25 protein-coding genes are annotated in these 21,128 nt (G+C 42.8%); 7 read left to right on the top strand and 18 right to left on the bottom strand.

Features of this window, described 5'->3' with window-relative positions; all coding sequences use genetic code 11:
• Window positions 1–27: 27 nt before the first annotated feature.
• The 16 genes from RM556_RS11815 to RM556_RS11740 form a co-directional block, all read right to left on the bottom strand.
• Entirely contained in the window at window positions 28–693 is a 666-nt protein-coding gene (locus RM556_RS11815) for a pseudouridine synthase (RefSeq protein ID WP_311374671.1), read from the bottom strand.
• A gap of 51 nt (window positions 694–744) precedes the next feature.
• Complete coding sequence (locus RM556_RS11810) at window positions 745–1,113, bottom strand: YacL family protein (protein WP_311374670.1); 369 nt, start codon at window positions 1,111–1,113, stop codon at window positions 745–747.
• 23 nt (window positions 1,114–1,136) lie between these two features.
• Entirely contained in the window at window positions 1,137–1,868 is a 732-nt protein-coding gene (locus RM556_RS11805) for a helix-turn-helix transcriptional regulator (protein ID WP_311374669.1), read from the bottom strand.
• Between the two features lie 83 nt (window positions 1,869–1,951).
• Complete coding sequence (locus RM556_RS11800; RefSeq protein ID WP_311374668.1) at window positions 1,952–3,760, bottom strand: ATP-binding protein; 1,809 nt, start codon at window positions 3,758–3,760, stop codon at window positions 1,952–1,954.
• 27 nt (window positions 3,761–3,787) lie between these two features.
• Entirely contained in the window at window positions 3,788–5,146 is a 1,359-nt protein-coding gene (gene mgtE, locus RM556_RS11795; protein WP_311374667.1) for a magnesium transporter, read from the bottom strand.
• 144 nt (window positions 5,147–5,290) lie between these two features.
• The gene (locus tag RM556_RS11790) at window positions 5,291–5,563 is read right to left on the bottom strand and encodes an HPr family phosphocarrier protein (protein ID WP_311362876.1); all 273 of its coding nucleotides are present in this window, start codon (window positions 5,561–5,563) and stop codon (window positions 5,291–5,293) included.
• Window positions 5,560–6,456 (bottom strand): RNase adapter RapZ, encoded by an 897-nt coding sequence (gene rapZ, locus RM556_RS11785; protein ID WP_311362875.1) that lies wholly within the window; start codon window positions 6,454–6,456, stop codon window positions 5,560–5,562. Before rapZ ends, RM556_RS11790 begins: the two co-directional genes overlap by 4 nt.
• 27 nt (window positions 6,457–6,483) lie before the next feature.
• Entirely contained in the window at window positions 6,484–6,927 is a 444-nt protein-coding gene (ptsN, locus tag RM556_RS11780) for a PTS IIA-like nitrogen regulatory protein PtsN (protein WP_311362874.1), read from the bottom strand.
• Window positions 6,928–6,943: 16 nt separating this feature from the next.
• Window positions 6,944–7,231 (bottom strand): ribosome hibernation promoting factor, encoded by a 288-nt coding sequence (gene hpf, locus RM556_RS11775; protein WP_311362873.1) that lies wholly within the window; start codon window positions 7,229–7,231, stop codon window positions 6,944–6,946.
• 24 nt (window positions 7,232–7,255) lie between these two features.
• The gene (locus RM556_RS11770) at window positions 7,256–8,743 is read right to left on the bottom strand and encodes an RNA polymerase factor sigma-54 (protein WP_311362872.1); all 1,488 of its coding nucleotides are present in this window, start codon (window positions 8,741–8,743) and stop codon (window positions 7,256–7,258) included.
• A gap of 62 nt (window positions 8,744–8,805) precedes the next feature.
• Complete coding sequence (gene lptB, locus RM556_RS11765) at window positions 8,806–9,531, bottom strand: LPS export ABC transporter ATP-binding protein (protein WP_311362871.1); 726 nt, start codon at window positions 9,529–9,531, stop codon at window positions 8,806–8,808.
• Window positions 9,531–10,109, bottom strand: coding sequence for a lipopolysaccharide transport periplasmic protein LptA (gene lptA, locus RM556_RS11760; protein WP_311374666.1), 579 nt, complete (start codon window positions 10,107–10,109; stop codon window positions 9,531–9,533). Before lptA ends, lptB begins: the two co-directional genes overlap by 1 nt.
• Window positions 10,078–10,641, bottom strand: coding sequence for an LPS export ABC transporter periplasmic protein LptC (lptC, locus tag RM556_RS11755; RefSeq protein ID WP_311362869.1), 564 nt, complete (start codon window positions 10,639–10,641; stop codon window positions 10,078–10,080). Before lptC ends, lptA begins: the two co-directional genes overlap by 32 nt.
• Window positions 10,638–11,192 (bottom strand): 3-deoxy-manno-octulosonate-8-phosphatase KdsC, encoded by a 555-nt coding sequence (kdsC, locus tag RM556_RS11750; protein ID WP_311374665.1) that lies wholly within the window; start codon window positions 11,190–11,192, stop codon window positions 10,638–10,640. Before kdsC ends, lptC begins: the two co-directional genes overlap by 4 nt.
• Entirely contained in the window at window positions 11,192–12,154 is a 963-nt protein-coding gene (locus tag RM556_RS11745) for a KpsF/GutQ family sugar-phosphate isomerase (protein ID WP_311374664.1), read from the bottom strand. Before RM556_RS11745 ends, kdsC begins: the two co-directional genes overlap by 1 nt.
• 92 nt (window positions 12,155–12,246) lie before the next feature.
• Window positions 12,247–13,203: a calcium/sodium antiporter gene (locus RM556_RS11740; RefSeq protein ID WP_311362866.1), complete on the bottom strand. Its 957-nt coding sequence runs from the start codon at window positions 13,201–13,203 to the stop codon at window positions 12,247–12,249.
• A gap of 538 nt (window positions 13,204–13,741) precedes the next feature.
• Here RM556_RS11740 and mlaF point away from each other — a divergent pair.
• The 7 genes from mlaF (at window position 13,742) to murA (ending at window position 18,435) form a co-directional block, all read left to right on the top strand.
• The gene (gene mlaF / locus RM556_RS11735) at window positions 13,742–14,545 is read left to right on the top strand and encodes a phospholipid ABC transporter ATP-binding protein MlaF (protein WP_311362865.1); all 804 of its coding nucleotides are present in this window, start codon (window positions 13,742–13,744) and stop codon (window positions 14,543–14,545) included.
• The gene (mlaE, locus tag RM556_RS11730) at window positions 14,542–15,318 is read left to right on the top strand and encodes a lipid asymmetry maintenance ABC transporter permease subunit MlaE (protein ID WP_311362864.1); all 777 of its coding nucleotides are present in this window, start codon (window positions 14,542–14,544) and stop codon (window positions 15,316–15,318) included. Before mlaF ends, mlaE begins: the two co-directional genes overlap by 4 nt.
• An 8-nt stretch (window positions 15,319–15,326) precedes the next feature.
• Complete coding sequence (mlaD, locus tag RM556_RS11725; RefSeq protein WP_311362863.1) at window positions 15,327–15,815, top strand: outer membrane lipid asymmetry maintenance protein MlaD; 489 nt, start codon at window positions 15,327–15,329, stop codon at window positions 15,813–15,815.
• A 73-nt stretch (window positions 15,816–15,888) separates the two neighbouring features.
• Entirely contained in the window at window positions 15,889–16,503 is a 615-nt protein-coding gene (locus tag RM556_RS11720; RefSeq protein WP_311374693.1) for an ABC transporter substrate-binding protein, read from the top strand.
• Between the two features lie 8 nt (window positions 16,504–16,511).
• Window positions 16,512–16,826, top strand: a complete 315-nt coding sequence (locus tag RM556_RS11715) for an STAS domain-containing protein (RefSeq protein ID WP_311362862.1) — start codon at window positions 16,512–16,514, stop codon at window positions 16,824–16,826.
• Between the two features lie 12 nt (window positions 16,827–16,838).
• Window positions 16,839–17,090 carry a BolA/IbaG family iron-sulfur metabolism protein gene (locus tag RM556_RS11710; RefSeq protein WP_311374663.1) on the top strand — a complete coding sequence of 84 codons (252 nt, stop codon included), beginning with the start codon at window positions 16,839–16,841 and terminating at the stop codon, window positions 17,088–17,090.
• An 82-nt stretch (window positions 17,091–17,172) separates the two neighbouring features.
• Entirely contained in the window at window positions 17,173–18,435 is a 1,263-nt protein-coding gene (gene murA / locus RM556_RS11705; protein WP_311374662.1) for a UDP-N-acetylglucosamine 1-carboxyvinyltransferase, read from the top strand.
• A 25-nt stretch (window positions 18,436–18,460) separates the two neighbouring features.
• Here the strand turns inward: murA and RM556_RS11700 are convergent, their stop codons facing one another.
• Both RM556_RS11700 and RM556_RS11695 read right to left on the bottom strand, forming a co-directional pair.
• Window positions 18,461–19,534, bottom strand: coding sequence for a trypsin-like peptidase domain-containing protein (locus RM556_RS11700; RefSeq protein ID WP_311362859.1), 1,074 nt, complete (start codon window positions 19,532–19,534; stop codon window positions 18,461–18,463).
• 170 nt (window positions 19,535–19,704) lie between these two features.
• A complete protein-coding gene (locus tag RM556_RS11695) occupies window positions 19,705–21,075 on the bottom strand; it encodes a DegQ family serine endoprotease (RefSeq protein WP_311374661.1) in 1,371 nt (456 codons plus the stop codon).
• Window positions 21,076–21,128: the final 53 nt, after the last annotated feature.

Below are 21,128 nucleotides of genomic sequence, written 5' to 3'. Positions count from 1 at the left end.
CACCTAAGGAAGGGAGCAGAAGGATAACTAAAATTCACATGGACTTTTTCCTACTACGGTATCCCCGGTAATTGGGTGCTTAAATAAGATGGTCTCTGCATGCAACAGTAGCCTGGTTGATTGACTCTGTGTTTCTTCAGTTCCGTATAAATCGCACCCTAGAATAGGATGGCCCATATATTGGCTATGTATCCGTAACTGATGAGTTCTTCCTGTGACTGGCTTATAACGTACGCGAGTTGAGCTGATATTCCGCTCCAATACTTCAAAATCAGATCTACATGACTTCCCAATATTGAAGCACACTTTTAACCGAGGGAACAGACTGGGATCTTTGGCGATAGGGGCAGTAATATTTCCTTGATTCTGTGACAATTGTCCTGACAAGATAGCAATATAGGTTTTATTGATCGCATGCGCTTGAAATTGCTGAGTGAAATCTTTGTTTGCCAGCTTACTTAAGGCTACCAACATAATACCTGATGTGCCAAAGTCTAGGCGATGGACAAGTTTTGCTTGTGGGAAATCCTGTACTAAGCGGTAATGCACAGAATCTTTATTTAATGGATTTTTACCTGATAATGATAGCAAGCCACTGGGTTTATTTATTAATAAGAAGTGTTCGTCGTGACGCAAAATATCAATTTTTTGCTCACACTTAGGCGCGACAAAGGTATCAATGGGTATTTTCACAGGCACGCCAAAGAGAGGCGTTTGACGAATTGTCCAAGCGGTATTAACACGCTATTTTTCAACAACGAAGTCGTGCCAAGAGTGAAGCACTCTACTAAAGTCTTCAAGACCGCATCCAGCCATTGATTCCTGATCGTAAGCCTCGGTTCCTTCTGGCAATTCATCATCTAGCTCAATGTCTAAAGTCTTCGACCTAACTTCGACCTCATCGCTATCTAAGACCAAATCAATATCGTTACCAGCTAGTTTATATTCTTTGAGTGTTTTTGATGTCACTTGCTCTATGCCGTCTAGCACGCTTCGTATCTTTTTGAGATTGCTTCTTAGTTCTTCATTGAACCACAAGCTAAAGGTTTCGCAGCCCATTTCAAATTCAGCTCTGGGTTCACCGTCTATATCTCTTGTAAATTGATAGTTCATACTTACCTCTCCCCATTTAGGCCCTAGCGCCTAAATTGTTCAAACACCGCTAACTTCCAAGGTCGCATTGCAATAACCATACTGGTGCCATACTTATCGTCAAACTCGACGGCTTCATCACTGCGTTGAGCATCTTCAAAAGCGAGCGATAAGTGTTTTATTTTTCTGCTTAGTTCAGCATGCGAAGCCTTACTGAGCAGCCCAGTTTGGAAAATACGGATTTCCCCAGGTCCATTAAAGTGACTATTTAGAAAATCAGACTGAACATGTTGCTTGAAGAACATTTCAATCGGTCCACCTTTTAGCCAAGAGAAATCACGACTAATTTTCAGCTTCACTCTATTATTTGGATAAAGATCGATGATCTTGAGTTTGTCGAGGCTAGCCAGATACTGGACTAACTCAAGTGCCTCAAAGTCATACACCTGAAGGATTTGATCGCAGGTCCAATGGTCCATCAACAACTGTGCAAGCATTAATAATCGAATATCTGAGACCAGAAAAGACTCTTGTTCAACGCTCAGTTCACTGGTAAAGCTTTGCGCTTTTAGCATCTCGTCACTTAAATCTGAAATTTCAATATCGAGTAACTTACACATATCATCTAAGCGTTGAAGTGAAAAGTCTTGTTTTGAAAATAAGCGCTTAACAGAGGCTTCCGACAACTGCAGTGACGAAGCGACTTCTTTGTAAGTTATGCCTCGTTGTTTTAACAAACGCTTGAGGGTGGTTATTAAGGCCGACTTTTGACTCATATGTTCTCAGGAGTATTCATACTTAATTATTATAGTCGCTCATTTTAATCAAACTCGCAATGTAGTTGGTACTTGGCTTTTAGTCATGTTTCCTGATTGTTTATCGATAAGTGTTTAACTACTTCGTTTACAAGCTGATCTGATTGGAAGGGCTTAATGATTACACCATCCATTCCAGCCTCAAAATAAGCCTCGATATCTTCGTCGAATCCTGCAGCAGTCATCGCTATTATTGGAAGGGTAAGACCATTTTCGCGAAGGGCTTTGCTCGCTTGTATACCATCCATGATCGGCATTTGATAATCCATTAGAATAAGGTCGAAAGTAAAACTTTTATTTAACTCTATCGCTTTTTTCCCGTTATCAACTTGAAAGGTTTTCGCCCGATGCTGCTCCAGCATACTAGCAGCAACTGCCCGATTAATTTCATTGTCGTCTACAATCAAGATGTTTTTGCCCTGTAGGCTAGTGATACTCTGGCTTTTGTGACTAAGTTCGGTTGGTTCTATTTGGCCCGTTTCGTTGCAGGCCATTAAAGGTAAGCGAAACCAAAAACGACTGCCTTTTCCAAGCTCAGAGTCTACATCTAGCTGGCCATGCATTCTTTTAATTAGATCACGGGAAATACTTAATCCAAGTCCGGTACCGCCGAACTCTCTCGTTGTTGAATTGTCCGCTTGCTCAAAGCTATTGAAGATACGGGATTGTTGTTCAGGGCTGAGCCCCAGACCACTATCTTGCACGCTGAATTCAATGATCGCGTTTGTGTTATCACGTTCAACTAAGCGTAGCTCAATTTCAATTTTACCGACCTCAGTAAACTTGATTGCGTTTGAAACAAAGTTATTCAAAACCTGTGTAATGCGAAATTCATCACCAATCAAATGACGAGGCAAATCATTCGACAAAGTACTTATCAACTTGAGTTTTTTGTCTTCAGCGCTTTTATTGTAGGTATCAATAATCTGCTTAACCATTAAAGTGAGGTCAAAACGCTCTGACTCAAACGTAAGCTTGCCAGACTCAAGCTTTGATAGATCAAGAATATCGTTCAGTATTTTCAATAGCGCTTGCGATGACTGATCTATGGTTGAAATATATTGTTTTTGTTGCGCCGCTAAATCAGTCATTTTCAATAGCTCTAACATACCAAAAATACCGTTCATTGGAGTGCGTATTTCATGACTCATATTTGCTAAAAACTGGCTCTTCGCCTGAGAATGAGCGATGGCAATGTCTGTTTGATTACGCAGCTCTTCGTTGAGCGTGGTCAATTGGTTTGTAGACTCATAGGCTTCAGTGATATCTCTAGCAATCACAGTCCCTAAGGCATTCATACCAGAGGCTTCGGCATTAGGGGAGTATATTTTGATTTCTACAAACCGCTGCCGATCGAACTTATTCTTATATTCAAAGACTTGTGAAGCGATAAACTCTGGTCTTGCTGAAGATTGATTATCCAGTTGAGCACTGAACGTTGCTAGAAAAGTGGAGCAGAATAATTCATTTAGTTCGGGTGTTGAACTGAAGTCGTGTTCGAGCACTAAGCCAGAACTTGCCATGTATTTGTTGATGAACACGCATTGGCGCTGTTGATTATAAAACAGCACACCTACGGGCAGTTTGTTTACGACCGCTTGAATTTGCTGGAGTATGGCTTTGTCGTCGTCAATAGGGGGTTGCGCTTGGCAATATGGTTTGCGTTTTTGGTCACAGAAGGTTGTGCTAAATTGGCGTAATGCGATAGCAGATAATAATCCGAAAAAACCAATAATAAGAAGAAGATAATTTTGTTGAACTAAGGCCAGAATAACGCTGACCACAGTGATGATTGCTAGCAATAAATAGAGTAAGGTTGGAGAAGGGCTTGTTTCCAAGCGAACTGGCTTCACTGAACTTCCAAGTTAAATAGTCCTAAACTAAAGTAAGAATAAAGTAGCTGTACCTAAAAAAGCAAATATTCCGACCACATCCGTGATCGTAGTCAATATAACACTGCCAGCGAGGGCTGGATCAATCTTAAACCGTTTCATAATGATCGGCAGTGTTGCACCGGCTAAACCAGCAGCAATCATGTTCATCATCATGGCGAACGCGATAACCGCGCCTAACATGAAATCTTGTTTCCAAATAGCGATAACAGAGGCGATCAAGGTCGCCCAGATAATACCGTTCAAAAAGCCTATCGCTAATTCTTTTCTGACCAGCCAAACCGAGTTACTACCACTAACATGGCCTAGCGCCATACCACGAATAACCAGTGTTAGCGTTTGATTACCAGCAACACCACCCATACTTGGCACAATTGTGTTTAAGATAGCGAGCACGGCTAATTGACTCAAAGTCGCCTCAAACAAATCGCTCACAGCCGCGGCTAACAACGCTGTTACAAGGTTTACTCCCAGCCAAATAGAACGTCGTTTTGTACTTTGGCCTACTGGTGCAAAGGTATCCTCTTCATCATCAAGGCCCGCCATACTCATCATGCTGTGTTCCGCATCTTCACGAATAATATCAACCACGTCATCAATTGTGATACGACCAACTAAGGTTTTATTCTCGTCAATAACAGGTGCAGAAAGCCAATCGTATCTTTCAAACATGCTGGCGACTTCGCTGTCACTCATGTTCACGGGAATGGTTTCAGCTTCTTCATTCATGATTTCGCTAACGCTGACCTCAGGCGGTGAGGTCAGTAGCTTTGTAGCAAGCACTGTACCGATGAGGTTGTCATGGCGATTAACAACATAAAGCGTATCTGTATTTTCTGGCAGTTCACCTTTTAAACGTAAGTAACGTAATACAACATCAACGGTCACGTCAGGACGCAAGGTGATGGTATCGGTATTCATGATAAAGCCGGCGGTATCTTCACCGTATGAGAGTGCTTTCTCGGCACGCTGTCTATCTTGCGCATCCATTGATTTGAGGATGCTTTGCAGGACGGTATCGGGCAGGGTACTTAATGTTTCAGCTAAGTCATCGGTGTCCATGTCTTCAAGCGCATCAACAACGCTTGATGGCACCATCTTCGAGATAATACCGTTTCTGACATCTTCTGATAATTCTTCGAGGACTTCACCATGAAAATCAGCGTCTAATAGCTCCCAGAGTTCTTTACGCGTTTTTAGGGGGCTGGACTCAAGTAGTAAAGCAACGTCACTGGATGGCAAATCATGCAGTAGTTTTCTGACTTGCACAAAGGTACCGTCGCTTAGTGATTGGCTAATCGAGTCCAGTTGACTTTGTACGTTGCTTGATTCTACTGTTTCCGCCATAAGACCCTTTCGTCGTCTTTGTAAAGAGATTGAGGCTGAGTTGCCACTCTATACAGGACTGTCTATGTTAAGTTTGGTCGAATATGCGCTAAGTATAACACTAGTTTTCATTAGTGTTATCTGTCTTATTGATTTTATTGAAATTTATTCATCTTCGTTAAAGCGGTTTACGATAAGGCTAGCGATAGCATCCATGGCTTCTTGTGCGTCTGGACCATCGCAACGCAGCAGAACCTGTTTGCCTTGACTGCTTTCAAGCATCATCAAGGCTAAAACACTATTGGCAAACGCTTCTTTATCGCCTTGATGAAGGGTGATAGAGGATTCAAACTGATTGGCAAGCTTGGCTAACTGTGTTGCAGCTCTGGCGTGTAAACCTAGCTTGTTAACGATGGTAAGTTGTTTTTCAAGAGTCATAGCCGAGTAGCCTCGTCGCCATCTTCAGGCTTATTTTCAAGCGCTTTAATGATTTTCAACTCGCGGTGTCTCACTTGCACGTCACCGTGGCTAGAACGGAAACTGCTACACAATGACTCGGCCACAAAAACTGAGCGATGTTGGCCACCAGTACAGCCGATCGCAACAGTCACGTAACTTCGATTATTACGCTCTAAATGCGGTAACCAAGTACTAATAAGATTTTGGATTTGCCAAATGAACTTGGTCACTAGAGGTTGGCCGCCAAGGAATACTTGTACAGGGCCATCTAAGCCAGTCAGAGGTTTAAGATCGGGTTCCCAGTGCGGGTTGGGCAGAAAACGGGCATCAAACACATAATCAGCATCTTTTGGTATACCGTATTTAAAACCAAAGGACTCAAAGACGATAACGAGGTTAGTGCTCTTCTTCCCTAATACGCGCTCTCTAATCAGCTCAGAGAGCTCATGAAGCGATAAATTATCGGTATTGATATGCAAGTCTGCTTTTTCTGATACTGGCACGAGGATTTCACGCTCAGCCTCAATCGATTCCGACAATGATTTGTTCAGTTTGAACAAGGGATGTAAGCGGCGCGTCTCACTATAGCGTTTGATAAGTACATCGTCACTTGCATCCAGATATAAAATAGTCACTTCCCAAATATCTGGTAAGAAGTCGACAATTTCAGACACTTCGTTAGCCATTTTGGGAATGTTTCGTACGTCGATGCTAACGGCTACTTTTTCATTCTCATCGGCCAAGGTATGCGTTAGCGTGGGGAGTAAGCTGACCGGAATATTGTCTACGCAGTAGTAGCCCAAGTCTTCTAGGGCGCGCAATGCTATTGATTTGCCTGAACCGGAGCGTCCGCTAATGATGATTAGATTCAATGATGAGCCCCTTATTCTAGGTTTTGGTTATGCTAGCGCTGCGATTATTTGGTCTTTACTTGTGGCTTTTCTAATCGTTTTCACGATTTCTTTATCACTGAGTTTTTGTGCAATAGAAGAAAGTGTCTGAAGATGCTCTTCTGTTTGCTCTGATGGTACTAATAGTGCAAAGAAAATATCAACGGGTCTGTCGTCTATAGCGTCAAAGTCGATAGGTTCTTCACTCGTGACGACAACAGCTACGATATCGTCTATGCCGTCGATACGGCCATGAGGAATGGCAATGCCATTTCCAATACCTGTGCTGCCCATTTTTTCTCGGCTCACTATACTCGCGAGTATATCGCCAAGTGCTAATGATGGGTTTTCTCTGGCCGCAATCTCGCTGATGACTTCGAAAATTCTTTTTTTACTGTGACAATCGACCGCACATTCAGTGCGGTCTAAAGAAATGATATCAGATATGATCATATTAACTCTTAAGCAACTAGTGTCGCTTTAGTTTTTCCTTGTGTTTAATAACCTGTCTGTCTAGTTTATCGATAAGGCCATCAATGGCTGCATACATGTCATTATGCTCGGCATTTGCGTGAACAACGTCACCCTTTAAATGCACAGTAGCTTCTGCTTTTTGGCTCAGCTTTTCGACGTTTAACACCACGTGTACGTTGCTGATATGGTCGAAGTGTCGTTCTAACTTCTCAAACTTAGTATCGACATATGCTCTGAGTGAATCTGTAATATCTACGTGGTGACCTGTTAGATTAATTTGCATAATGTTACGTCCTCTAATGTCGTCTTATAAAAGACTTTTTCTTTGGTTCGACGGGGGAATCGAGAGAGACTCTCGATATTTCGCAATTGTCCGCCGTGCAACTTGAATACCTTGATCAGCTAACAATTGCGCAATCTTGCTATCACTTAATGGCTTGCTAGGTAACTCTGCAGCCACTAACTTCTTAATTAATGCTCTTATCGCAGTAGATGAACACTCTCCTCCAGACTCAGTAGAAACATGGCTAGAGAAAAAGTACTTTAACTCATAAATGCCACGTGGCGTGTGCATATACTTTTGTGTGGTAACTCGAGATATAGTCGATTCGTGCATATCCACCATTTCAGCTACGTCATTTAGTACCATCGGTTTCATCATTTCTGGGCCGTGTTCAAAAAAGCCCATTTGTTGCTGCACAATACAATGAGACACCTTTAGGAGTGTTTCGTTGCGGCTTTCTAAACTTTTGATAAACCATTTCGCCTCTTGTAAATGAGACTTAATAAATTGGGAATCGTTCGAATTTTTTGTACTTTTACTTAAGGCCGCATACTCTTGATTAACCACTAATGGCGGCAGTGAATCATTATTTAATTCAACAACCCAGCGACCGTTTTTCTTGAGCACAGTGACATCTGGAATGACATATTCCGGCTCTTTGGTTGCTATCTCACTCCCAGGACGGGGATTGAGTGTTTGTAGCAGACGCATCACTTCACGCAGTTGGTCTTCTTTCAACTTCGTTTTACGCATTAAAGTGCGGTAGTCTTTACTACTTAGTAAATCACTGTGTTCGCTTAGCAAATGTTTAGTTTCAGCGACCCAAGGTGTGTCGGGAGCAAACTGATTGAGTTGCACCAGCAAGCATTCTTGAGGTGAGCGGGACCCAGAGCCAATAGGGTCAAACATTTGAATGCGTTTTAAAACACATTCCACTTCATCAAGCTCAATCTCTTCGTTTTGTAAGCTATCCAAAATGTCTTCGCAACTGACGGTTAAATAGCCTGATTCGTCGATACTGTCGATAATTGCGATAGCGATAGAACGGTCAATATCAGAGAAGGGCGTTAATTCCATCTGCCAGATTAAGTGGTCTTGGATATTTTCTGAGGTCTCACCTTGAAAGACGTAGTCGTCGTCGGGGCTTGAGCCACCTGTCATCGTTGCTGGTGCAGAAGACGAACTGAGGTATTCTTCCCATGAACTGTCGATCGGTAAATCATCAGTGAGTTGATTGTTTTCTAAGGCGTCATGACTATCGATGTTGTCAGAATTTGCCGAATTGAGGTCGCTAGAATCAGCTTGCTCTCTATCGTTTGCACTATTCTCTTCTGACTGCTTGTCATTATTGTGTTCACTTTCATCAATTTCCAATAAGGGATTTGAGTCAAGCGCTTCTTGGATTTCTTGTTGCAGGTCTAGCGTAGATAACTGTAATAGCTTGATCGCCTGCTGCAACTGAGGCGTCATCGTAAGTTGTTGACTGAATTTTAACTGCAATGAAGGCTTCATTGATGCCCTTGACCTAATGTTAACGGCGAGACGTGCCGAATTCTAAACATGATACGGAATACCTATAAGACAAATTGTTCACCGAGATAAACATCTCGCACTTTTTGGTTACTGAGAACTTCCTCAGCACTGCCTGAGGCGATTAGTTCGCCATGACTTACTATATACGCTTGTTCACAAACATCGAGGGTTTCTCGAACATTGTGGTCAGTTATTAATACACCAATATCACGTTCTTTTAATTGTTGTATTATCTTCTTTATATCATTAACAGAAATTGGGTCAACACCGGCGAAGGGTTCATCGAGCAAAATAAATTTAGGATTTGCTGCTAAAGCTCGCGCGATCTCGACTCTACGCCGCTCCCCGCCTGACAAACTCATCCCAAGATTGTTTCGAATATGATTCACATTAAATTCATCCATTAAATCATCGGCTTGTTGCTCGCGCTGGTCTTTTGTGAGTTCTTTTCTCGTTTGCAAAATAGCCATTAGATTTTCATATACCGTTAGTTTCCGGAAAATCGAAGCTTCTTGCGGTAAATAACCGATACCGTGTCTTGCTCTCTCATGCATGGGCTGAATTGATAAATCTAGCTGATCAATGAAAATTTCACCTTTATCGATAGGTACGAGCCCAACGATCATGTAAAAAGTAGTGGTTTTACCGGCGCCATTGGGGCCTAACAAGCCAACGATTTGGCCTGTGGATACCTCAATACTGACGTCTCTAACGACTTGCCTAGCTTTGTATGACTTGGCGAGATGATTGGCAACGAGTTTACTCACTATTGATCGTCCTCTTGCTTCTTATCTGCGTCTTCTGCTTTATTTTTCAAGGTGTCTTTGGTTTTCTGAATCGTATCTGGACTGAAAATTGTCACGGTAGGCGTGTTACTTTTCTCATTTGTGTTGGCCAGCACCTGTTCTTTTTGCATATCAAAAATAATTGAATCACCTTTAATCGTAAAGGCATTCTGCAGAAGTTGTGCATTGCCTTTCAAAGAAATGGTGCGGTCAGCTTTAATGTATTTGATTTCATTCGCACGGGCTTCGACCATGCTGCCGTCGGCCAATTGTTGGATATAAGAAGCAGGTTTGCCGGTGGCAATAAAAATTTCACGCCCAGCCCCATTGGTGCCTATCACTTCCATTTTATCGGCGCTAATTTTTAAGCTACCTTGAGTAATCTTGACGTTACCCTCGTAAAACAGCACTTTCTCTTTACTATCGGCAAAGGTATTTTCAGACTCAAGTCTAATGGGTTGCTCAAAATCACTCTTTTGAATGATTTCCTGCGCTGTGCTCGAAAACGCTAAACCTAGCGTTAAGCAACTAGCGAGTAGGTAAGTATTCAGTTTCAACATGTTTTTTTAACTCGTATTGTTGGGTTTCTAGATTTGCGCTAAACCCAATACTATTAATCGTAAAATTCGAACCAGATATAGCAACTGGTTGATCTGAAGACAATTCTTGAGTGTCTAAACTAAAAGAAATGTAGTCAGTAGAAATGGTTTGTATGTAGTCGTTAGTTTGTTGACTACTGATCACAACATCCGAGGCAAGCTCTAGTCGATTGTTGTCATAAAACGTTCCTTCACTTGCGACAAGCTGCCAACTCTCGCCGGTCTCGGCTAAGTAGATAGTGTATTCAGGTTGCTCAAAGTTTACATATTCAAGTAGGTCGTAGTGTTCCATTTTTGCGGCACTGACTTGATGAGTGAGCTGACCATCTTTATCAAATATTTTACTGCGTAAATTTAGGGCCTGATAGTTAGGCACGAGTGCAGCGTCTTTATCGCTCACCTCAACTTGTTCTTCTTCTTCCATCCAAATGGGTACGTACAGCGCAAGTGCGGCACTGAAAATAAGGATGATACTGAGCGCTAGTCGATTCATACACTAGCCCCATGGATTTCTTCCAGCTTTCCTTTTGCTTGTAATATTAAATCACAAATTTCACGAATAGCACCACGCCCGCCGTCTAAGCTGGTACAAAAAGTCGCCTTTTGCTTCACCATTGGATGGGCATCAGCAACTGCGATGCCAATTTCACTTTCTAAAAACATACCTGTGTCGGGCATGTCATCGCCGACACTCGCAATTTGAGAATTCGTATATCCATAATCACGAATCAACTCCTTAATCGCGACTTGCTTATCTTCCCGATTCTGCATAATGTGTTTCACATTCAAGGCTTGCATACGGTTCGCAACAATTTGCGACTGCCGCCCAGTAATTACGGCTACATCGACACCCACTTTAGAGAGTGCTTTGATGCCATATCCGTCTTTGGTGTTAAATGCTTTTAGCTCTTCACCTTGATTGCCCAACAAAATCGTACCATCAGAGAAAACACCATCCACGTCACATACGAGTAGCCTGATGTTGGCAAATTTGTTCATGAGGCTTTGGTCTATCTGTCCGTACAATGTATTTACTTTAGCCATTACACCACTCCGGCTTTTAACAAGGTGTGCATTTTAATCGCGCCCACGGGGTGTCTGTCAGCATCAACAACGAACAAGGCATTGATTTTATGTTGCTGCATAACGTTTAATGCATCCACCGCTAACTTATGCTGTTCAATCGTAATACTGCCTTTGGTCATTACTTCAGTAACTATTGAGTGATGAATGTCGATATGTTTATCTAAGGCTCTGCGTAAGTCACCATCAGTGAATACACCCAATAATTGTTGTTGAGCATCTACAACGCCAGTCATCCCCAAGCCTTTGTTAGATATCTCGAATAGCGCTTCGGTGACCGAGGCAGTTTCTAAGACGATAGGCAATTCGTCATCTCGTGCCATTATATCGTCAACTGTTAGCAACAAACGTTTGCCTAAAGAGCCTCCAGGATGAGAGAGGGCAAAGTCGTCAGCGGTAAACCCTTTAGCTTCGAGTAAGGCAACTGCCAGTGCATCGCCAAGTACTAAGGTTGAGGTAGTGCTTGTGGTTGGTGCTAAACCAAGAGAACAAGCCTCTTTGGTGACTTGTATGTTGAGAGCGACGTCAGCATGCTTTGCAAGTGAGCTGGCATCATTATTCGTAATGGCAATCGTCGGGATGCCTTTGCGTTTGATGACGGGAAGTAGACTGGTGAGTTCTTGCGTTTCGCCAGAGTTAGAAATACCGATAAATACATCGCCAGAGGCCAGCATACCCAAATCGCCATGGTTGGCTTCACCTGGATGCATGAAGAATGAAGGTGTGCCGGTGCTAGCCAGTGTTGCTGCTATCTTGTTACCGATATGGCCCGATTTGCCCATACCACAGACAACTACTTTTCCTTCGCAATGCAACATAAGCTCACAAGCTTGATTAAATTTTTCGTCGAGTCGGTCTTGCAAGCGCGTCAAAGCGGCAATTTCATTTTCGAATACTTTATTTGCGGTTTGCAAAAAGCTCATTATCTTCTCGTTTCTTTTGTCCTATTTAGGACTATAAATACCGATGCCTGAATCTGGCATGAACAACACAAGATTCTGTTTAAACTGTTACTTTATGCGAAAAGCCAGTATTGATACGCTAAAAACGCTAGCACAAAAATACCGCCTTCATAGCGATTGATCTGTCGTGTACCACGCAGATTAAAGCAAAATACAAATAACAATATCGTTAGGCCAAGCATAACGTAGGAGTCTCGACTTGAAGCGTCGGCATCCAATAGCCCAGGTGCTATCAAGCCTGGCATTGCGAGAACAGCCAGAATATTAAATATGTTCGAGCCGATGATGTTGCCTAAGGCTAAATCATCTTCACCCTTTCTCACACCGGCAATACTTGCAGCAAGTTCTGGTAAGCTCGTTCCTAAAGCAATGATGGTGAGACCAATAACCAAATCACTCACACCAAAATGGCGCGCAATAAACACGGCACTTTCTACTAAAAAGTGCGCACTAAGGGGCAACATGACTAAGCCAACAATCACCCACGTTACCGCATTAACTGTCGGAACGTTATTTGGAATCTCGTCTTCTGTTTCAGCAATCAGAGGATCGTTCTTATCGACTTTAAACGATAGCCAAGCCATTCCGCCTAATACAATGACAAACATGGTGATTAAGATAATGCCTTCAACAGGGCTTAAATAACTGTCGGATAGAAAGTACACAGCAAATAATGTGACTAGCAATAAGACGGGGAGTTCACGCTTGAGCGTGGTAGAAGATACAAGCAGAGGCTTAATAAGCGCTGTAATGCCCAAAACCAAAGCAATGTTTGTAATATTAGAGCCTAAGGCATTCCCTACCGCAGTGTTGGGATTACCATTAATCGAGGCAGTGGCTGAAACAACAATTTCTGGTGCGCTAGAGCCCATCGCGACAATCGTCAAACCAATCATCATTGGCGACACGCCGAAGTTCTTGGCTAATGCTGAGGCACCGTAAACAAACTTGTCAGCACTCCAACTTAGTACTGCTAAGCCTATTAAAAATATAACAATTTGTATTAACACTGAGTAAGTAGTCTCTTCTAAGTAGTTTTTCTATTGTCGCAAAAAGTAGGGCCATTTGACACTAAAATGTCTAAAACAAAATGGGCTTTGGCTACTTTTTGTAAGTTTTCATTACAATTTATAAATTTTGTTACGAATAAATACTATTAATCGCCTTGAAAAACCGCAAATTATAACCACATAGCTGTCCTTATTACGCTATAATTTAGGGCTACATCGCAGGTTTTTCAAGATTCCTTAGGGAAATTTGAAAATAAAAGCCTTTTATGTGAAGAAAATGGCGAAATTGATGGTCTTGTTCAGCTTAGAGTCATTAAACTTTGTTAATCTTCATTTTATGAACTTTTTAGCGCTATTACTCGTCTTTACTAGGGTATCAGCGAATCCTTAAGTGGGTTGCTCAGTTAAAGTGTAGTTAACAGTAAAATTAATACAATTTTTATATGCATGCTGTGTGTTCTGTACAACGTAAAGCTCGGTAAGAGCGATGTAAGGATGCAGCTAAGATGCAAGACAAAATAGGAATAAAGAACACAGAATGTCAGACATTTTAGTTGATATTAACAAAATGCATTTTGAGCGCGGCGAACGTGTTATCTACGATAGCATCTCGATGCAGGTGCAAAAGGGTGCAATTACCGCGGTCATGGGACCTAGTGGTATTGGTAAAACGACTCTTTTGAAGTTGATCGGAGGCCAATTGACCCCGGAAAGCGGTGAAGTGTTGTTTCAAGATGAAAATATTCATCAGATGAGCCGCAAACGATTATATGACGTGCGCAGAAAAATGAGCATGCTATTTCAAAGCGGTGCTCTGTTTACAAATATATCGGTGTTTGACAACGTTGCATTTCCTCTCCGAGAACACACCAAGCTCTCCGAGGCAATCATCGAGACAATCGTATTATTAAAATTAGAAGCCGTTGGCTTGCGAGGCGCTGCACATTTGATGCCTAGCGAGCTATCTGGCGGTATGGCTAGAAGAGCGGCGTTGGCAAGAGCTATCGCACTCGATCCAGAACTCATCATGTACGACGAACCTTTCGCAGGCCAAGATCCTATTTCAATGGGCGTATTGGTGAAGCTGATTAAAGAATTAAATTCTGCCTTGGGGTTGACTAGCATTGTGGTTACTCACGACGTCAATGAGGTGCTTTCTATCGCAGATTACGCCTATATTCTTGCTGATAAACGGATAATTGGTGCTGGTACGCCTTCCGAAATCCGTGAATCTAAATCAGAGCTGGTGCAGCAGTTTTTACAAGGTAATGCCGATGGGCCTGTCCCATTTCATTTCCCTTCTGAGTCAATGGAAACATCTTTCCTAGGAGGCAAGGAATGAATTGGCTAATCAATTTAGGGGCAGGAACCTTATCCCGCTTAAGTGCGATAGGAAATGCCTCGTTGATGCTTTGGGGTGGCTTGTTTGCCTTACCTCGATTGAAAAACATTCCTTTGATTATTCAGCAAATATACGTCGTTGGCGTGCAAAGCTTGTTAATTATTATTGTATCTGGTTTGTTTATCGGCATGGTAATGGCGTTGCAGGGCTACACTATTTTGGTCAATTATGGCGCCGAAGGCAGTCTCGGCCCCATGGTCGCTCTGTCATTGTTAAGAGAGTTAGGTCCGGTTGTGACGGCCTTGCTATTTGCTGGGCGAGCAGGCTCGGCACTGACTGCTGAAATAGGCTTGATGAAAGCAACCGAGCAGCTCAGTAGTTTGGAAATGATGGCTGTTGACCCGCTCCGCCGTATAATCAGTCCTCGTTTTTGGGCGGGTGTTATTTCAATGCCCTTGCTCGCGCTAATATTCAGCGCCGTTGGTATCCTTGGCGGTCATTTGGTTGGGGTAGATTGGTTAGGCGTTGATTCAGGTAGTTACTGGTCAATAATGCAAGCCACGGTCGAATGGGACAAAGACGTTATAAATGGCGTAATAAAAAGTATTGTGTTTGCATTGGTCGTGGTGTGGATAGCTCTTTACAAAGGCTATGACGCAATTCCTACTTCTGAAGGAATAAGCAAAGCAACAACCGAAACTGTGGTGTTTTCATCACTCGCAGTGTTGGGATTAGATTTTGTGCTAACAGCACTAATGTTTGGAATTAATTAGGAATTGAGATGACAAGCAAGAAAACAGAATTAATGGTAGGTATTTTCGTTGCCTTGGCGATAGCCGCAACATTACTTTTAGCATTACAAGTAGCCAATAAGGGAATGAGCGGTGGCGGCGAAGCATATGTCGTCAATGCAAAGTTTGACAACATTGGTGGTTTGAAACCGCGTTCATCGGTAAAAGTCGGTGGCGTTGTGGTGGGCAGAGTCTCTCGTATTTATTTAGATGAACAAGAGCTCATTCCTGTTGTCGTAATGGAAATATCTGACGAATATGCACAGACCTTTCCAGAAACGAGTTCGGTATCCATTTTAACCGCTGGTTTACTTGGTGAGCAGTATGTGGGTCTAACACCCGGTTTTATTTTTCCAGGTGAAGATCCGATTTACCTCGGTGATAAAGAGGGTGAAACGCAGTTTATCGTAGATACCAAATCAGCCTTGGTACTAGAAGACCTGATTGGTCAATTCTTATTTGGTAAAGATTCAGAATAATTAATCTCGCAGTGTGCAGAAGGGGAAGAGTGTGAAAGTGAAAACATGTAGTCGTATTAAGTACTTATTAACAATGTTGACTGCGATGATGGTCATATTGACAGCATCTAGTGCCCATGCGGCAAAGCAAGACGACCCGTACTTAATGATCCAAGAAGTGGCTGGTTTAACTTTTGAACGCATGAAAAAAGAGAAGGATGCGATTAAGCAAGACCCTGAACTCTTACGTAAAGTGATGGAAGAAGAGTTGCTACCTTATATCGACTACCGTTTTTCAGCCTTCAAGGTTTTGGGCAAATACGCACAAAAGGTACCTAGAGAAAAGCTTCTTGAGTTTGTATCAGTTTTTCGTGAATACTTAATTACCAGCTATGCAGTAGCATTGGGTTACTATGATGATCAATTCGTTGAATTTGCGCCAGCTATCAATTTTGACGGGCGTTCTGATGTAACTGTTCGTGCGGTGATTAAAGACGATGAGAGACCTGACATCAAAGTGGCTTTCAAGGTGCGCAAAGATAGAAAGTCAAACGAATGGCAAGCTTATGATATGGTTGCTGAAGGTATCAGTTTATTGTCCAGTAAGCGCAGCGAGTTTGAGTCGGTGTTGAGACAGGACGGTATCGATCGAGTGATTGAGTTGATGCGTGAAAGCATTGAGCAACCGATCGTTCTTGAAGAAAAGTAAAACATCAAATGCAAGCAAATCTACAGACATGTGAAGAAACACAAAACCTTAGCTTAATCATCAGCGGCGATATTGATCAATTAACGCTCAGCAAAGATTATTGGTTGATGGCATCATCTAAAGATAAAGCGCGCCTACAAAAAGCGAGTAAGTTGCGAGTTGACCTTGCTGACGTGGTCAGAGGCGATAGTGCTGGACTCGCTTGGCTAATTAATTTGAAACGAGATTTAAAACAACACGGCGTTGATGTTACCATTCAAAATTCCCCTGCGAAGCTGATAGAGTTGGCGAAGCTAAGCAACGCTGAACAGTTAATAGAGTAAACAGAGAATAGAATGACAAACGAAGATATTGCGGATCTATTGAAAGGCGAACTTTCGCTAAATGATGTAAAAGTGAAAAGCGAAGGCTCTCACTATCAGATCATTGCGGTCGATGACCGATTTGATACCATGACCCGCGTAAAGAAACAGCAACTGATTTATAAGCCGCTGTCCGACAAAATAGCAGACGGCACAATGCATGCAATTACGATTAAAACCTTTACAACTGAGCAGTGGAAGCGCGAAAAGATGTTCCACTCTTAACTTTGATTAGTGATAACTCACTATATAAAAGTAATCAAAAGCACAAATAATATTAATAAGAAAAACGAATAAGAGAGTACCCGTGGACAAGTTGGTCATCAAGAAAAGCCCGCCATTATCAGGTTCGGTCACTATATCAGGCGCTAAAAACGCCGCACTACCTTTGTTGATCGCAAGTCTACTTGCTGATTCTACTTGTTCATTTGAGAACGTTCCCGCTTTACGAGATATTAATACGACTTTGCTATTGTTGAAAGATTTCGGTGCAAGCGTCAACCAAGTAAACAAAAATCATGTTGAAATTGATGCTAGCCAATTAAATAGTGTTACTGCTTCGTATGACCTAGTGCGCACTATGCGCGCATCTATTTTGGTCTTAGGTCCACTGTTGGCTAAACATGGTAAAGCAAATGTATCGTTGCCAGGCGGCTGTGCGATAGGTGCCAGACCTGTCAATCTTCATCTATCAGGCCTTGAAAAAATGGGCGCTAAAATTGAGGTTGAAGAAGGCTATATTCGCGCGGAAGTCGATGGTCGTTTAAAAGGCGCGCGTATATTCATGGACATGGTAAGTGTAGGTGCAACTGAAAACTTAATGATGGCTGCATCGCTTGCTGATGGTGAAACAATTTTAGAAAACGCAGCAAGAGAACCGGAGATTGTTGATCTAGCTAACTGCCTAAACAGCATGGGCGCTAAAATCGAAGGGGCGGGCAATGACAGCATTAAAATTACCGGTGTTAAACACCTACAAGGCTGTCACTATTCAGTGCTACCTGACAGAATTGAAACCGGCACATTCTTGGTCGCTGCAGCAGTCAGTCGTGGTAGTGTGAGATGTGAACATGCAGCGCCAGCTACTTTAGACGCCGTATTAAGCAAGTTAGAACAAGCTGGTGCGAGCATTAAAGTAGGCGAAGACTGGATTGAGTTGGATATGGAAGGTCGAGCACCCAAAGCGGTGAAATTAAAGACAGTGCCTCACCCAGGTTTTCCAACAGATATGCAGGCCCAGTTTATGACACTCAACTCGGTGGCAGAAGGGTCGGGCGTGATCACAGAAACTATCTTTGAAAATCGCTTTATGCATGTGCCTGAACTCCAAAGGATGGGGGCTCATATTGAACTAGAGGGCAATAGTGCTTTATCGAAAGGTAATTCTCAACTAACCGGTGCACAAGTTATGGCGACTGACTTAAGAGCCTCGGCTAGCCTGGTTATTGCTGGTTTAGTTGCAGAAGGTGAAACAACGGTTAATAGGATATATCACTTAGACCGTGGTTACGAAGCAATAGAACATAAGCTAAGTGGTTTAGGCGCTAATATTAAGCGGGTTTCGGAATAATATTTCAACAGACAGCGCCGCTTGCTTAAGAGGCTAGGGCGCCAACGGTCACGGTCATAATGATGATTTGATTGTTCCTACTCACTTCTAATTGAAGCTGAGTACCTGGCATTGTTTCAGAGACAAACTCCAAGGCTTTACTGGCATTACTCAATGCAATTCCGTTGACGGACAATACGACATCATCCACACGCAAGCCAGCTTGATCTGCAGGACCCCCGCTAACGACTTGCGTGACAGTCATACCTGAACTACCCAGTTCTACATTTCCTGAGAATCCTAATTCGCCTCTGGTGACTGTGCCTGAAACGATGATTTCATCCATGACGCGTTTTGCTAGCTCATAGGGAACCGCGAAATTAACACCATCTACTTCAGTAATCGTGCGACTGTTTCTATCAATACGTTTAAACTCTGCATTTGTAATACCCATTAAGTAGCCATTACTATCGATTAAGGCGCCACCTGAACTGCCAGGGTTGAGCACCGCATCTGTTTGGATAAAACCGAAATAGTTAGCTAAATTGTTAGTGCGGTCTGTGCGACTGACGATTCCCTGCGTAATTGTTTGACCCAAATCTAAAGGGTTACCGATAGCCATAACCACATCGCCAACGCGAACATCTGTTTTTGGTATCTGAGGCATGACATGCAAGTCGTCGGCATCTACTTTCAGCACCGCTAAATCTGTAATTGTATCGTAACCGATAATTTGAGCTTCGAGTGACCTGCCGTCTTGTATCAGAACGTAAATGGTATCAGCTTCTCTAATAACATGATAACAAGTCAGCAAGTAACCTTCTTCATTCATGATTACGCCAGAGCCGCGGTTTGTTCGTTCGCTAGGGCGATTACGGAAAATGGAGTTTCGATTATCTATACTGACACTGTATATATTGACAACGGCGGGTGCGCTACGACTAATAGCTTCATAGTAGGTAACACGTTCAGGGGCTTTGTCAGAGGTCTTCAACCACTTCACATTTAAGCCGCTACCTTGCCTAAACTCAGGAATGAAAATCAACAAAATGGCGGCAACTGTTAACCCAAGGATAATAGGTTTTAGTAGCGCGATGAAAAAGCGTTGCAATGTTGACATGATTCACTGGTTTACGTGTTTGAATGCGCGAATAATAACAAACAAAATGCGCTTAATATAGCCAATAATGATTGGGTGTGGAGCTTAAGTAACGGTTTTTATTCGAAATAACCATAAAAAAGGAGGTAAGCCCATGTATGCACCTACCTCCTTTACGATTTATATGACGATTACTGTCGGATAACAACGTAGATTGTAGAACTACCTCGTTTCACATTTAAGGCCATAACATTGCCTTCGTTGGCCTCAATAAGGCGACGTAAGTCAGCAACATTGTTTACTCGTTGGCGATTTAAACCGATGATCACGTCGTCATCCTTTAAACCAATGCGAGCTGCTGGAGAGCGTACCTCTACATTCGTGACAACAACACCTGCATTGCCTGCGTTGTCTTGGCCATTATTGAGTTCACTACCTTCAAATGCGGGGTGCATTTCTTTCGCAACTTCTGGCGTAATGCCAGCATCGCCAAGAGTGACTTCGACCACTTGTTCTTCGCCATCGCGAACGATGGTTAAATCGACTTCTGCACCAGCACCCATGCTTCCCACTTTTGCTCTTAGCTCATCAAAACTAGAAAGTGTGTTGCCATTAATTTCAGTAATGATATCACCAGCACTTAGGCCTGCTTTAGCGGCTGCAGATTCAGCCACAACTTCCTCAATAAACGCACCTTTATTACTCTTGGAGCGCATCGCTTCTGCGATACCTGCGTCAACGTCTCTACCCAGAATACCAAGTAAGCCACGGCGCACTTCGCCAAATTCAACGATCTGATTGACTAAGCTTTTCATCATATTGCTTGGGATGGCGAATCCTATACCGACATTGCCACCATTTGGTCCGAAAATCGCCGTATTAATACCAACCAATTCGCCATTTAAGTTGACGAGTGCACCGCCAGAGTTTCCTCGGTTTATAGCAGCGTCGGTCTGAATGAAATCTTCTAAACCACCAATATTCAAGCCAGAACGACCTAGCGCACTCACAATGCCTGATGTCACTGTTTGACCTAGGCCAAAGGGGTTACCAATAGCGACTACAAAGTCACCCACACGAAGTTGATCAGAATTTGCCAAGGCAACTTCTGACAGGTCATCTGCTTCAATTTTAAGTAGAGCGATATCGCTTTGTTTATCAGCGCCGAGTTTCTTGGCTGTAAATTCTCTTCCGTCAGTAAGTTTGACAATAATCTCATCAGCATTATCGACAACATGATTGTTTGTGACTACATAACCTTCTGCTGCATTGATAATGACGCCAGAGCCCATCCCTCTGAAGGGTCTCTCGCTCACTTGTTCGTCGGGCGCACCGAAAAACTCCCTAAACATTTCTGGGACTTGACGACGAGTGACTTGCGTACCTTCAACGGCAATACTGACGACAGCTGGAGAGGTGCGCTCGATCATAGGTGCCAGAGACGGTACCTCATCTTTACTGCTAGAGAAGAAAGGGATAGAAGCTGATGCTGATGTCGCAGCGCCCAATGCAAGGGAACCTGCGGTTATACATACAGCTATTTGACGAAAAATTGCTTTCATTAATCTCGATACTCCAATAATGATTAGTTAACTGAATACCTTACAAAGACTAG

This window comes from Alteromonas sp. W364, assembly GCF_031846205.1.
GTDB lineage: Bacteria > Pseudomonadota > Gammaproteobacteria > Enterobacterales > Alteromonadaceae > Glaciecola > Glaciecola blandensis.
This window is presented reverse-complemented; position numbering and strand designations above follow the sequence as displayed.

Coding starts and splice junctions, on each gene's coding strand:
- RM556_RS11810 (WP_311374670.1), bottom strand. CDS start 1,113: ATGAACTATCAATTTACAAGAGATATAGACGGTGAACCCAGAGCTGAA.
- RM556_RS11805 (WP_311374669.1), bottom strand. CDS start 1,868: ATGAGTCAAAAGTCGGCCTTAATAACCACCCTCAAGCGTTTGTTAAAA.
- mgtE (WP_311374667.1), bottom strand. CDS start 5,146: ATGGCGGAAACAGTAGAATCAAGCAACGTACAAAGTCAACTGGACTCG.
- RM556_RS11790 (WP_311362876.1), bottom strand. CDS start 5,563: ATGACTCTTGAAAAACAACTTACCATCGTTAACAAGCTAGGTTTACAC.
- ptsN (WP_311362874.1), bottom strand. CDS start 6,927: ATGATCATATCTGATATCATTTCTTTAGACCGCACTGAATGTGCGGTC.
- hpf (WP_311362873.1), bottom strand. CDS start 7,231: ATGCAAATTAATCTAACAGGTCACCACGTAGATATTACAGATTCACTC.
- RM556_RS11770 (WP_311362872.1), bottom strand. CDS start 8,743: ATGAAGCCTTCATTGCAGTTAAAATTCAGTCAACAACTTACGATGACG.
- lptA (WP_311374666.1), bottom strand. CDS start 10,109: ATGTTGAAACTGAATACTTACCTACTCGCTAGTTGCTTAACGCTAGGT.
- lptC (WP_311362869.1), bottom strand. CDS start 10,641: ATGAATCGACTAGCGCTCAGTATCATCCTTATTTTCAGTGCCGCACTT.
- kdsC (WP_311374665.1), bottom strand. CDS start 11,192: ATGGCTAAAGTAAATACATTGTACGGACAGATAGACCAAAGCCTCATG.
- RM556_RS11745 (WP_311374664.1), bottom strand. CDS start 12,154: ATGAGCTTTTTGCAAACCGCAAATAAAGTATTCGAAAATGAAATTGCC.
- mlaF (WP_311362865.1), top strand. CDS start 13,742: ATGTCAGACATTTTAGTTGATATTAACAAAATGCATTTTGAGCGCGGC.
- mlaE (WP_311362864.1), top strand. CDS start 14,542: ATGAATTGGCTAATCAATTTAGGGGCAGGAACCTTATCCCGCTTAAGT.
- mlaD (WP_311362863.1), top strand. CDS start 15,327: ATGACAAGCAAGAAAACAGAATTAATGGTAGGTATTTTCGTTGCCTTG.
- RM556_RS11720 (WP_311374693.1), top strand. CDS start 15,889: ATGTTGACTGCGATGATGGTCATATTGACAGCATCTAGTGCCCATGCG.
- RM556_RS11715 (WP_311362862.1), top strand. CDS start 16,512: ATGCAAGCAAATCTACAGACATGTGAAGAAACACAAAACCTTAGCTTA.
- RM556_RS11710 (WP_311374663.1), top strand. CDS start 16,839: ATGACAAACGAAGATATTGCGGATCTATTGAAAGGCGAACTTTCGCTA.
- RM556_RS11700 (WP_311362859.1), bottom strand. CDS start 19,534: ATGTCAACATTGCAACGCTTTTTCATCGCGCTACTAAAACCTATTATC.
- RM556_RS11695 (WP_311374661.1), bottom strand. CDS start 21,075: ATGAAAGCAATTTTTCGTCAAATAGCTGTATGTATAACCGCAGGTTCC.